The sequence below is a fragment of the Kangiella geojedonensis genome, from assembly GCF_000981765.1.
Taxonomy (GTDB): domain Bacteria; phylum Pseudomonadota; class Gammaproteobacteria; order Enterobacterales; family Kangiellaceae; genus Kangiella; species Kangiella geojedonensis.
In genome coordinates, this window is record NZ_CP010975.1 from 2,203,883 (window position 1) to 2,215,862 (window position 11,980).

Genomic DNA, 11,980 nt, shown 5'->3' on the forward strand with positions numbered 1-11,980 from the left:
TCTAACATCAAGCTCGCGGAATACAGCAGGTTTATCAGGGTATCGCCAGCTTGGGTTATGTTAAAATAGCGATATATTACTTAATGGGGTTTCTTAAAGGACTCAGTATGTCACATTTATGTTTAGTTACAGACATCAAAGACGGTCAAGCCAAAGCATTTCCACACCCTTCGCCGAGCGAAGACCGCGACCTGATCATCGTCCGCCGCGGACTTAACGTCTATGGCTACGTCAACCGCTGCCCTCACGCCGGAACCAACCTAAACTGGCAAGAAGACGAGTTTATGACGGATGACGAACAATACCTCATGTGCTTTACCCACGGCGCCCTATTTGAACCCGACACAGGACGCTGCGTCGCAGGCCCCTGCGCTGGCGCTCACCTAAGTGAAGTGAACCTAGAAGTCGAAAACGGCAAAGTGTTTTATGGGGAGTAAACTGTAGATGCTTAAATAACAAGTCCACAAACCGCTGCTACTATAGGTTCGTTAGCTCAAATAATCTATTATCTCTTAATTCAAGTACACGGTCAGCCATTGATATGGTTTGAGGCCTGTGCGCAATAATAATTCTAGTTATATTTAACGCTTTTACTGTATCATTAACTTTGCGCTCTAAGTCTACATCTAAACTTGAAGTAGCTTCATCCAAAAATAAAATACTGGGGTTATTATACAATGCCCGAGCAAGCAAAACTCTTTGCTTCTGCCCCCCAGATAAATTACTACCCATATCTCCTATATATGAATAATAACTCATTGGCATTTTTATTATATCATCGTGAATAAAAGCTCTCTTAGCACATGACTCAACCTTCGAACGGTCTATGTTAGGATCAAAAAAAGATATATTGTCAGCTATACACCCTGAGAATAACTGATCATCTTGCATTACAGAGCCTATGGACATTCTATACTGCTTCAGTCCTAAATGGTTAATATTAATGCCAGAGCTTCTTACTTCTCCTGTTTCTGGCTGTAACAAACCCAGCATAACTTTCATTAAAGTTGTTTTGCCGCTACCTGACGCACCCACTATCGCAATCGACTCCCCCTTTCTAATTCTAAGGTTTATATCCTTGAAAATGAAGTTATCGTGTTCACTATACTTAAAGCTTACATTGTCTAGAGCAAGCTCTCCTGAGTCATTCTGAATCTCTCCTCCAAGCTTCTCCAAATTGAACTCCGCATCTGTTTGAGTTATGTCTCCTAATCTCTCTAGATGCAGAGATAGCATTTTAAACTGGATAAGCTTTTCGACTAAAGCTCCAATTTTTTCGATAAACTGGCCCTTATAGGACATATATGTATAAAGCATACCTATCGTCATAGCAGCGCTCATTACCTCTAAAGCAGCTATGTATATAATTATAATGTTTTCAATACCAAATATTGAACTTTTTATAAATGAGAAAGTAATATTGAATCTTCCCAGTTTAATCCCACTATTTATACTTTCCGCAAAATGGTTCTGCCAAACTGAATGCCTTTCTGCCTCCTTTCCAAATAGCTTTATACTCTGGACTCCCTTAACTGATTCCATAAAGTTTGATTCTTCTTTAGCATCTAGCACAAGAAGTTCTTCGTTTAACTGTCTATACCTTCTGTAAAGGGAAAGCCTGATCAATAAATATATAAAGGATATAATTAGAACTAATGTACTCAATAAAGGACTATAAAAGTACATCACTATTATCAATCCAACAGCTAAGAAACCATCAACGAGAACCTCTATCACCCCTGTTGTAAGCAAATTCTTTATATAGTCAATAGAGCCGAATCTTGAAATAACATCACCAATATGCCTACTTTCAAAATATTTCATTGGTAATCTTAAAAGGTGTCTAAATAAATTAGATGCCATTTCAGCACTAAGCTGACTACCAAGGAATAAAATCACTAGCCCTCGAACAGCAGCTATTAACACTTTGAGAATCACTAAAAAACCAAACCCAATTGCTAAAATGCTAAGTAGTTGATAATCTTGGTTAATCAACACCTCATCGATCACCAGCTGCATATATAATGGACTTAACAGACTTATTAGCTGTAGTGCTACTGAAAACAAAAGAATTTTCAGCATTGCTGGTCTTAGTCCTCTAATTGAGGACCACAAATCAGAAATATTTGTTTTTTTTGTGATCTTCTTTTTTGTAAAACTACTTGAAGGTTTTATCTCTACTGCAACTCCAGTAAAATGCTTTGAAACTATTTCAAAAGACAACTCTCGCCTACCAGTTGCGGGGTCATGTATCACTATTCCTTTTTTTGTAACAGACTCTAGAACAACAAAATGGTTTAAATCCCAGTGTAATATACAAGGAGTTTTCAACTGTTTTAATTCATCAATCTCAAGTCTGACGGCTCTCGCCGCCATACCTATATAGTCAAAAATATTAATTATACCTTTTAATGTTTGTCCTTTTAATGAACTAGAATAATTCGCACGCAAACTATTTAAGTCTATACAGTAACCATAGAATGTAGCTACCATTGAAACACATGCCAGTCCACATTCAGCAATCTCTGTCTGCAATACAACTGGGAGAGAACTTTTATTTTTAAATTTTAAAAGAGATGAAATTGAAATCATAAAGCTATAAACTTTCTCTTAATTGATATAAGGGCTTTAATATCCAGTCAATCAGTAGCCTTTCTTCCAAGACGACTGTTGCTGATAAACTCATACCGGCTCTTAGTTGATAGGTTTTTCCTAAGGTCTCAACACTTTGTTTATTAAGTTTCACTTTTACTATATACATAGGCGACTTAAGATTTACAGGTGCATCAATATCAGCTGGCGCAAGAGGAGTATCAGACACACTTATAACTGTGCCTTCATATACACCAAAGTGCTCATATGGGAAGGAGTCATATCGTATTTTTACAGAAAGTCCAGGCTTCACAAATCCAACTGCTCTAGAAGGCAAGTAAATTTCTGCCACTAACTGCATATCTACAGGAATAATAGTCGCCAACAATTTATTTGGTGAAACATTATGTCCCACTTCAGAATTTATCGTCGTCAAAGAACCACTAATAGGAGCTTTGATTAGATACTGAGAGCCCCTTTTAAGCTCAATCAACCTTTCATCTAGTTTATTAATTGAGGACTTTATAGTATTAGTATTAATTTCATTTTCTAGTGGGAGTGATTTCAGTTTAGAGCGAGCTTCAGACAACTTAAGATCGTGTGCAAGGAAAGATGCTTGGTAGTTCTCCAAAGCTGACCTAGCACTTAAATAAGCTTCTTTTGCTTGTGTTAGCTCTGTTTCAGTGATTAACTCCCTCTTCCTAAATAACTCATATTCTTTAAGAGTTTCTTTCCTAAGTTTTTTTGCATCAGTTAAAGAAAAAAGCCTTTTTTCCATAAGTCTTTTCTGCTCAAGCAAGCCTACCTCTTGAGCTTTCAAATTACGCAGTTTTTCTTCATATTGTTTTTTTTCAATTAATAGTTCTTCTTGCTTTTTCATGAGTTGCTCTTTAACATTCAATATCAAAAGCATATTGGCAGAACTTTCATCTAATTTTTTACTAGTATCAATAGAAAATAATTTATCACCCTTATTTACTTTATATCCCTTTCTAGCATGACTATTCACTATTATACCGGCATCATTACCATAAACTTTTACAACCCCACTTTTAGGAACCAACTGCCCTACAGCGACCTGCTTCTTAGCATACTTCTTTGTGCAGATTAGGAATATAGCCAGCGCTATAACTAGAAATAACAAGTACATCCAGTAAGAAGAGAATCCATGCTTAATTATTACAACATCCCCCTCTAATTTTTTACTCTTACTTTCTAACACTTCCTTTCTAAAAAGCATTTTTATACCAACTTAACGCCCTATCTATAAATGAGTACACAATCAAAATAAATGCCAAAACAGAAAGATCAAATCTAATACTGGAAATAGCAGTATCAAACGAATTATTGTTATAGTCGTCTTTAATTATTATAGAAGAGGGGCTATCTACACCTGTAAAAATAACCACCATATTGAAAAGCAAATGAAGTCCCACTGCAAAAGATATCGACCGGAAAAGATAGGTTACATACGAATACAACAATGCTGATACTATCAAGAACCAAGAGTTTTTAAGATCGATTGAATGCCAAAGTGCAAATAATATAGCGGAAACCAAGCAGCTTATAATAAGCTTCATCCCTAAAGCTTGAGATAACTCTACTAAATACTTCCTAAAGAATAACTCTTCAAATATTACCACTATAAAAACAGAGTAAATTAGTAGTAGGCTATCTACTTTCAGGTCACCTAAATTACCCAAACCATCATCAAATATTATGCTCCTTAAATAACTCACAACAAAACAAGTAAATATACCAGACAAGAATAAGAGATAAGTTCTTTTATCTTTTAGGCTATTCAGTAAATTTTTTTTCAATTGTATCCGATATACTAGTATAAGACCTATTACACATAATGAATAAAATATTGTATCCATTATTATTAAATCTTCATTCCCTAGCAGAGGCTCCCTAGCGCTTCCCCCCAGTATATTGACGCCTATGAAATACGATATAAGTATTATAAGAAAGAATATAACTAGATAAGTCAATGCTGATAGCAACCATTTTTTTACGTAATTATTATTTTTCAATCTTTTCTCAATCAGTTAATTCTAGTAATGGAAGCTTACTAGTCTTCCAGCGAATATTAAGACTTAATAATGTGAGTTCATCATCACTAAATATCAAAATAGAAGGAGACCGATAGGTCTCCTAAAAAATGACCACTACTTTTCTTTCTGTTCGTCATCTTCTTTCTTTTCGTCATCGCCGCTTGAGATCCAGCCCCAAATTAATTCTCCAGCAAAAACAATCCAGCCCCAACGACCACCAGGTCTTTTCTTTGGTCGCTCTACCGGACCATCATCATTACCTCCAGACACCAAATCTAACTCTTGATCGAGTAATTCTCTCATTAGAAATCTCCTATTAATTTAATCTTTTCTCCATGTTTCCATGTCGAAGTTATGTTTATAAAAATTGTTAAAGCGCTTCAACGATGCGAAATATATCTCAAGTCACTTTAGACTTACAACTAAATTTAAGTATCAGTTTGTATCGGCTTAGATGATTGAGAAATAAGGCACATATGCATTAATATATATTTATGCTAGCATTATTCTTTGTACATTAAGATAGAAGCAGTATAGAGTACTTTTTTAACAATACGAGCTCTACATTTCTATAAGATTTTATTATAGATAATTTTAAGGACTTAACTTGAAATTCTCTCCACCATTAATAAAAACCACTTTACTCAAACGCTACAAACGCTTTTTGGCGGATGTGGTGAGCAATGAGCATGGTGAATTTACGGCGCATTGTCCGAATACAGGTTCGATGAAAAACTGCTGGCAAGAAGGTGATACGGCTTGGTTGTTGGACTCACAAAACCCGAAGCGTAAGTATTTATACACTTGGGTGTTGAATCAGAATATTCAGGGCGATTGGATTTGCATCAATACACACTTGGCTAATCAGGTGGTCAGCGAGGGCATCGAAAACGGAGTATTAGAGGAGCTGCAAGGTTATGAGTCTTTGCGCCAAGAAGTTAAGTACGGTGAAGAGAATAGTCGGATAGATTTGCTCTTAACAGATCCCAATAAGCCAGATTGTTATGTGGAGATTAAAACCGTGACATTGCTTGAGTCTGGCGACAACCCCGACTCAGGCGAGCTATTTGAGCCTGGCGCAGGCTATTTTCCAGACGCCGTCAGCACTCGCGGTCAAAAGCATATTCGTGAATTAGTCAGCATGGTTGAGCAGGGTCATCGTGCGGTTTTATTGTTCCTCGTACAGCATACCGGCATCCGCTCAGTCAGCCCTGCGGCCCATATTGACCATAAATATGCTGAATTATTGTACGATGCAGCACAAAAAGGGGTTGAAATTTATGCATATAATACCCATATCAGTGCCGCAGAGATTAAGCTGCAACAGGCCTTACCAGTAATTTTGTAGAAATATCAACTGGTTAGCTCAAATTTAAGAAAAATTTGGCTGATTTTGCCAAATTTGGCTTTTCAATTGGTACATAGAGGGCTAATATCCCTCTTTCACTTTTTCAAAAGCTTGTCAATGCACAAGTGAAAAAGTGGGCTGACTTTAAGTCAGAAGTTACCATAAAGTTAATGGAGCATTGAATTAGATGCCACGTAAAAAAACAGTTACAAATACAACCTTACAAAAGTTGGGAATTGAGCCTTATAAAGAAAAAAAAGGCGAAGAGTATATGAACGATGCTCAATATGAGCATTTCCGTCATATCTTAAACGAATGGAAACGTCAGTTGATGGAGGAAGTGGATCGTACTGTGCATCATATGCAAGACGAAGCAGCCAACTTCCCAGATCCTGTTGACCGAGCGTCACAAGAAGAAGAGTTCTCACTTGAGCTACGTACTCGCGATCGTGAGCGTAAGCTACTAAAGAAAATCATTCAGTCTATCGGTAAGATTGATGATGATGAATACGGTTACTGCGAGTCTTGCGGTATTGAAATCGGTATTCGTCGTTTAGAAGCCCGTCCAACTGCAGAGCTTTGTATTGACTGCAAAACTCTCGACGAAATTAAAGAGCGTCAATACGGCAGTTAATGCCCGCAACACCGAAGAACGCCTCACAAGATTCCCGAGCTCAACCTAACGCTGAGCTCGGACAATCCAACTCTCTCCCTGCGAAACCATACCTTCGAGGACGATTTGCGCCCTCGCCTTCTGGCCCTTTGCACTTTGGCTCATTGGTTGCAGCCGTTGGTAGTTACTTAATCGCAAAATACTATGGCGCTGAATGGCAAGTTCGCATTGAGGATATCGATCCTCCTCGTGAAATCGAAGGTGCAGCTGATACGATTCTGCGTCAGTTAGAAGCGTTTGGTTTGCACTGGGACGGCCCGATCATTTACCAAAGCGAGAGTATTCCTCGATTTAACGAGATTTTAGAAGAATTAAAACAACAAGACTTATTGTATGCCTGCGACTGCACACGAAAGAAAATCAATAAACTCAGTGAAGATGGTCGCTACCCGAATATATGCCAAGATAAAAACCTAAGCTTTGACGGTGAAGTTGCATGGAAACTCAGGCATCGTCAGGATGATTATCATTTTTATGATCAGATTCAAGGCCAGTGTGAGTTTGAGACCAGCCTTTACCGAGAAGACTTCACCGTAAAACGCAAAGACGGCTTAATGGCGTATCAGTTAGCGGTTGTGGTCGATGATATTAATGCAGGGATTGATCATGTGGTGCGTGGCATTGATTTACTCGACTCCACACCCCGTCAACTGCGTCTGTATCAAGTGTTAGGAAAACCAGCGCCACTTTGGTACCACCTACCATTAGCCATCAACGATGATGGCAACAAGCTTTCCAAACAGAACCACGCTCCTTCCATAGACTCCCAAAACCCTAGTAAACAGTTGCATCAAGCCATCGCCTTTTTAGGCCAAAAGCCCCCCGTGGCGCTAAGGCAAGAAGCTCCCGAAATCATTATCGACTGGGCAGTGGAGCATTTTTCTTTGGAAAGCATCCCTCGCCAACAACAAATACCTTATTTTGACTAGGGTCTGTGCTATTATTGCAGCATAGAAAGTAACCTAAGACTTATGATACCTATTGATTTCAACAATAAAGCAGTGGTTTTCTGGAACACAGAACAAAAAACACAGTGACGCAATCTCTGACATGAAACAACCAGACCACATCATTCCACGTGACCAGCACACAGTATCACGCAAAGACATCAGCGATAACGCGCTGAAAGTTCTTTATCGCCTCAATAAAGCTGGCTATGACGCATTCCTCGTTGGTGGCGGTGTTCGTGACATTCTTTTAGGACTGCATCCTAAAGATTTTGATATCACCACTAATGCCACACCAGAGCAAATCCGCAGTCTATTCCGCAACAGTCGAATTATCGGCCGACGCTTTAAGTTAGTACATATTATGTTTGGTCGCGACATTATCGAAGTTGCAACTTTCCGCGCACATTGCGACAGCAATATTCAGCAGGCTAAAGAGGGCATGATATTACGGGATAATGTTTATGGCACGGTTGAAGAAGACGCCGAGCGCCGTGACTTTACCGTGAATGCGCTTTATTACAACGTAAGAGACTTTAGTGTTCACGATTACTGTAACGGCCTAACCGACCTTCGCAAGCGTCAGTTGCGCATGATTGGCGATCCTGAAACACGCTATCGAGAAGATCCGGTGCGAATGTTGCGTGCCGTTCGTTTAGCGACCAAATTAGATTTAACCATTGAGCCAAACACGCTTGAACCCATTACCCAGCTAGCTCATTTAATGGAGCAGGTTCCAGCAGCACGTCTGTTCGAAGAGTATCGCAAGATGTTCTTGTCTGGCAGGGGTGAAGAGACGTTTAAAGCTCTGCAAGAGTTAGGGCTACTACAAAAGCTGTTCCCTGCGACCGATGCCTTATTAGCCGAACACCAAGAGTTTGAAGGCTTTATCCATGCCGCGCTAGAAAATACCGACAAAAGAATTGCTAGCGACAATACAGTCAATCCTGCTTTCTTAATTGCTGTATTCTTATGGCAGCCTTTATTAGAACGCGCTCACCAACTTGAAACCAAAGGCATGAACTTTAACGATGCTTTCTTCAAAAGTATGGGTTACATGTTAAGCGAGCAAAGTCGTTATATCTCGATTCCTAAACGTTACAGTTTAGTCATCCGTGATATTTGGGCTTTACAGGTGCGCTTACCGCAGCGCTTTGGTAAAAAAGTCTGGTCTGTGCTGAGTCACCCTAGATTCCGAGCGGCTTACGACTTCTTAATGTTACGCGCAGAATCCGACCCGTCGCTACGCGAAGTCGCGGATTGGTGGACCAAGTTTCAAGATGCCGATAAGGCCGCACAACAAGCTATGCTGCCCAAGAATAAACGCGGTAAAGGCAAACGTCGCCGCAAACCCAAAGGCAACGATTAGGATCAATACATGCAGCAACCCAGGGTTAGCTACATCGCCTTAGGCAGTAATTTAGGCAATCCAACTCAGCAGTTACACGAAGCCTTGTTAGCCATCGATCAGCTCCATGAAACCTACCTTTTAGCCTATTCGAGCTTTTACCAAAGTGCTCCTATGGGCCCTAAAGATCAGCCCGCTTATATTAATGCAGTAGCAAAAATACACACCCAACTCTCTCCTTTAACGCTTCTCGATAAACTTCAAGCTATTGAAAATCAACAGGGTCGTGAGAGGAAAGAACATTGGGGAGCGCGTACAATTGATTTGGATATTGTGCTGTACGATCATACAATCATGCAAACAGAGCGCTTAACCCTTCCGCATTATGGTGCTAAAGAACGCGACTTTGTGTTAACGCCACTGGCCGAAATCAGCCCTGAGCTGGTCTTTCCCGATGGCGAAAGCATCAGCCAAGCGCTAAAAAACTGTACTCACTATGATTTAATGAAACTTGATTTAGATAAGATAACGATAAAAGACTAGGAGACGGCAAGTCAGTATGAACATCAAGATCCCCCATAATTTTATTGCGGTTGAAGGACCGATTGGTGTTGGTAAAACGACTTTGGCCCGGAAATTGTCAGAGGTACTCGGTAGTGAGCTGATCCTTGAAGAAGCTGAAGAGAATCCTTTTTTAGAACGCTTTTATCAAGACCCTAAATCGGGAGCCTTACCAACCCAGCTCTACTTTTTATTCCAAAGAGCGAGACAGTTACAAGAAGTTCGCCAGTCGGATATGTTTACGCCGCTCCGTGTGGCAGACTATCTGATGGACAAAGATCGCCTATTCGCACGTTCCACGCTTGATCCCGAAGAGTTAAGGCTTTATGAGCAAGTGTTTGATAACCTGACCATTGATGCACCTAAGCCTGACTTGGTGATTTACTTACAAGCGCCTGTTACCGTCTTAGCAGAGCGCATCAAGAAACGTGGCCGTCGTGAAGAGTCGCCAATTAGCCAAGAATATTTGCAGACAATTTGTGACGCTTACACAGATTTCTTCTACTACTATCACGAGTCGCCACTGTTGATTGTGAATGCTTCAGGGATCGACTTGGTGGAAAATGAAAAAGACTTTGAGATGCTCCTAGAGCAAATCCACGCGACTACGTCTGGCCGGAATTATTTTAATCCGCATCCGGTTTAGCCCTAGTCAGCGCTCTTAACCGAATTTATAAAGCTGAGATACTGATGAAATTTACAAGCATTAGCCATATCGAAAAATTGAAAGCCAGTGGTGAAAAGTTTAGTTGTTTAACGGCTTACGATGCCTCTTTTGCCAATGTAATGTCAGAAGTGGGCATTGATATGATCCTCGTCGGCGACTCTCTGGGGAATGTCGTCCAAGGGCAGAAAACAACGGTTCCAGTGACTTTAGAGCAAATGGAATACCATATTGAGTGCGTCTCACGCGGTAACGAAAATTGCCTTATCGTCGGTGACATGCCTTACATGAGCTACAGCACACCTGAAGAAGCTTACGACACAGCGCGTCGCATCATGCAAGCTGGCGCACAAATGGTCAAGCTTGAAGGCGGAGCATGGCTATTAGATACCATCCAAGGCCTCACCGTTCGCGGGATCCCAGTATGCACTCACTTAGGCTTAACGCCACAATCTGTGGATGCTTTGGGCGGCTTTAAAGTTCAAGGTCGAGATAGTGATGGCGCTCAGGCCATGATTGATGATGCGAAAAGTCTAGAGGCTGCTGGTGCCCGAATGTTAGTACTGGAATGTGTGCCGAGTGACTTAGCCAAACAAATCGCACAAGAGCTAACCATTCCTGTTATGGGTATTGGGGCGGGCGTCGATGTTGATGGCCAAGTTTTGGTGTTGCATGACATGCTCGGGATTTCATCCTTCCAAGCTAAGTTTGTTCGCAACTTTATGGCCGATGCCAAAGGCAACATCAAAGATGCGATCAAGCTTTATCACGATGAAGTCAAGGCTGAACGCTTCCCCGCTTCTGAACACTCCTTTGAATAAGTAACCAGCACTATGATGATCGTTAATACCATTGCTGAGTTGCAAAATGCTTTATCCAAACATCGCCAGGCTGGCAGAACCATTGGCTTTGTCCCAACCATGGGTAATCTTCATCAAGGCCACTTAAGTCTGCTTGATAAAGCGAAAGAGTTATCCGACGTGGTTGTCGTAAGCTTGTTCGTCAACCCCACACAGTTTGGGCCAAACGAAGACTTTGATTCTTACCCGCGTACTTTTGATGCAGACTGCGAAAAATTGCAGCATCATGATGCTGATATCATTTTTGCGCCAAGTGTCGAAGAAGTTTACCCTGGATACCTACAGAAGAAAGCCCAACCCAATCTGACTACAATTCATGTTGCTGAACTGGGCAACGATCATTGTGGCGCCTCTCGCCCCGGCCACTTTGATGGCGTCACCACCGTAGTGACGAAATTGTTTAACATGGTGCGTCCTGATATTGCCGTATTTGGGCAAAAAGACTTCCAACAATTAGCCATCATCCGCCGTATGGTGCAAGACTTAAATATTCCCGTGACCATTATCGGCGCTCCCATATTGCGCGAATCTAATGGCCTCGCCATGAGTTCTCGGAATGGTTACTTGTCACAAGAGCAAAAAGATCAGGCGGCAGGCATTTTCCGAGTATTAAGCTGGGCTAAAGAGCAGTTAATGACACATAAACTAAGCTTTGATGAGGTCGAGCAAAAAGCTGTGAAACAGCTTGAAGAGCAAGGTTTTAGAGTCGATTACTTCAATATTGCTAACGCCGATTCCCTGCAAGTTGCCGAAACTTCCGATACAAATATCGTCATCCTAGCCGCAGCCTTTCTTGGCAAAGTGCGCTTGATCGACAATGTCACCCTGACGCTCTAACGCCTGTGAGCTGATTCAGTAGGCGTTATTACCGCTTGGTGCTTTCGCCTTTTAACAATTTGTTTTATGCTGACCTTTCAGTTTACTCTGAGA

Annotated in this window: 13 protein-coding genes; 9 read left to right on the forward strand and 4 right to left on the reverse strand. The window is 40.9% G+C overall.

Translation table 11 applies throughout. The annotated features are described in order from the left end of the window. Window positions 1-107 precede the first annotated feature (107 nt). Window positions 108-437, forward strand: coding sequence for a Rieske (2Fe-2S) protein (locus TQ33_RS10130; protein ID WP_046561936.1), 330 nt, complete (start codon window positions 108-110; stop codon window positions 435-437). A gap of 40 nt (window positions 438-477) precedes the next feature. Here TQ33_RS10130 and TQ33_RS10135 read toward each other — a convergent pair whose 3' ends face one another. From TQ33_RS10135 to TQ33_RS10150, 4 genes are all read right to left on the reverse strand, one after another. Beyond that, window positions 478-2,592: a peptidase domain-containing ABC transporter gene (locus tag TQ33_RS10135; protein WP_046561937.1), complete on the reverse strand. Its 2,115-nt coding sequence runs from the start codon at window positions 2,590-2,592 to the stop codon at window positions 478-480. Window positions 2,593-2,596: 4 nt separating this feature from the next. Beyond that, window positions 2,597-3,832 (reverse strand): HlyD family secretion protein, encoded by a 1,236-nt coding sequence (locus tag TQ33_RS10140; RefSeq protein WP_046561938.1) that lies wholly within the window; start codon window positions 3,830-3,832, stop codon window positions 2,597-2,599. Further along, the gene (locus TQ33_RS10145) at window positions 3,822-4,412 is read right to left on the reverse strand and encodes a CPBP family intramembrane glutamic endopeptidase (RefSeq protein ID WP_169745473.1); all 591 of its coding nucleotides are present in this window, start codon (window positions 4,410-4,412) and stop codon (window positions 3,822-3,824) included. The genes TQ33_RS10140 and TQ33_RS10145 overlap by 11 nt, the downstream gene beginning before the upstream one ends. Before the next feature lie 351 nt (window positions 4,413-4,763). Then, window positions 4,764-4,952, reverse strand: coding sequence for a hypothetical protein (locus TQ33_RS10150; protein ID WP_046561940.1), 189 nt, complete (start codon window positions 4,950-4,952; stop codon window positions 4,764-4,766). 304 nt (window positions 4,953-5,256) lie between these two features. Between TQ33_RS10150 and sfsA the strand changes: the two genes are divergently transcribed. From sfsA to panC, 8 genes are all read left to right on the forward strand, one after another. After that, window positions 5,257-5,997 (forward strand): DNA/RNA nuclease SfsA, encoded by a 741-nt coding sequence (gene sfsA, locus TQ33_RS10155; protein ID WP_046561941.1) that lies wholly within the window; start codon window positions 5,257-5,259, stop codon window positions 5,995-5,997. Between the two features lie 187 nt (window positions 5,998-6,184). Next, on the forward strand, window positions 6,185-6,631 hold the full coding sequence (gene dksA / locus TQ33_RS10160; protein ID WP_046561942.1) for an RNA polymerase-binding protein DksA: 447 nt from the start codon (window positions 6,185-6,187) through the stop codon (window positions 6,629-6,631). Further along, complete coding sequence (gene gluQRS / locus TQ33_RS10165) at window positions 6,631-7,599, forward strand: tRNA glutamyl-Q(34) synthetase GluQRS (protein WP_084616997.1); 969 nt, start codon at window positions 6,631-6,633, stop codon at window positions 7,597-7,599. Before dksA ends, gluQRS begins: the two co-directional genes overlap by 1 nt. 121 nt (window positions 7,600-7,720) lie before the next feature. Further along, window positions 7,721-8,986 carry a polynucleotide adenylyltransferase PcnB gene (pcnB, locus tag TQ33_RS10170; protein ID WP_046561943.1) on the forward strand — a complete coding sequence of 422 codons (1,266 nt, stop codon included), beginning with the start codon at window positions 7,721-7,723 and terminating at the stop codon, window positions 8,984-8,986. A 9-nt stretch (window positions 8,987-8,995) separates the two neighbouring features. Next, entirely contained in the window at window positions 8,996-9,508 is a 513-nt protein-coding gene (folK, locus tag TQ33_RS10175) for a 2-amino-4-hydroxy-6-hydroxymethyldihydropteridine diphosphokinase (RefSeq protein ID WP_046561944.1), read from the forward strand. A 16-nt stretch (window positions 9,509-9,524) separates the two neighbouring features. Then, entirely contained in the window at window positions 9,525-10,172 is a 648-nt protein-coding gene (locus TQ33_RS10180; RefSeq protein WP_046561945.1) for a deoxynucleoside kinase, read from the forward strand. Window positions 10,173-10,216: 44 nt separating this feature from the next. Then, complete coding sequence (gene panB, locus TQ33_RS10185) at window positions 10,217-11,011, forward strand: 3-methyl-2-oxobutanoate hydroxymethyltransferase (protein ID WP_046561946.1); 795 nt, start codon at window positions 10,217-10,219, stop codon at window positions 11,009-11,011. Between the two features lie 12 nt (window positions 11,012-11,023). Next, window positions 11,024-11,887 carry a pantoate--beta-alanine ligase gene (gene panC, locus TQ33_RS10190; RefSeq protein WP_046561947.1) on the forward strand — a complete coding sequence of 288 codons (864 nt, stop codon included), beginning with the start codon at window positions 11,024-11,026 and terminating at the stop codon, window positions 11,885-11,887. Window positions 11,888-11,980: the final 93 nt, after the last annotated feature.

Excerpts from the sequence above, each read along its gene's own strand:
- panB (WP_046561946.1), top strand. The coding sequence starts at position 10,217 with ATGAAATTTACAAGCATTAGCCATATCGAAAAATTGAAAGCCAGTGGT.
- gluQRS (WP_084616997.1), top strand. The coding sequence starts at position 6,631 with ATGCCCGCAACACCGAAGAACGCCTCACAAGATTCCCGAGCTCAACCT.
- pcnB (WP_046561943.1), top strand. The coding sequence starts at position 7,721 with ATGAAACAACCAGACCACATCATTCCACGTGACCAGCACACAGTATCA.
- dksA (WP_046561942.1), top strand. The coding sequence starts at position 6,185 with ATGCCACGTAAAAAAACAGTTACAAATACAACCTTACAAAAGTTGGGA.
- TQ33_RS10150 (WP_046561940.1), bottom strand. The coding sequence starts at position 4,952 with ATGAGAGAATTACTCGATCAAGAGTTAGATTTGGTGTCTGGAGGTAAT.
- folK (WP_046561944.1), top strand. The coding sequence starts at position 8,996 with ATGCAGCAACCCAGGGTTAGCTACATCGCCTTAGGCAGTAATTTAGGC.
- panC (WP_046561947.1), top strand. The coding sequence starts at position 11,024 with ATGATGATCGTTAATACCATTGCTGAGTTGCAAAATGCTTTATCCAAA.
- TQ33_RS10135 (WP_046561937.1), bottom strand. The coding sequence starts at position 2,592 with ATGATTTCAATTTCATCTCTTTTAAAATTTAAAAATAAAAGTTCTCTC.
- TQ33_RS10130 (WP_046561936.1), top strand. The coding sequence starts at position 108 with ATGTCACATTTATGTTTAGTTACAGACATCAAAGACGGTCAAGCCAAA.
- TQ33_RS10180 (WP_046561945.1), top strand. The coding sequence starts at position 9,525 with ATGAACATCAAGATCCCCCATAATTTTATTGCGGTTGAAGGACCGATT.
- TQ33_RS10140 (WP_046561938.1), bottom strand. The coding sequence starts at position 3,832 with ATGCTTTTTAGAAAGGAAGTGTTAGAAAGTAAGAGTAAAAAATTAGAG.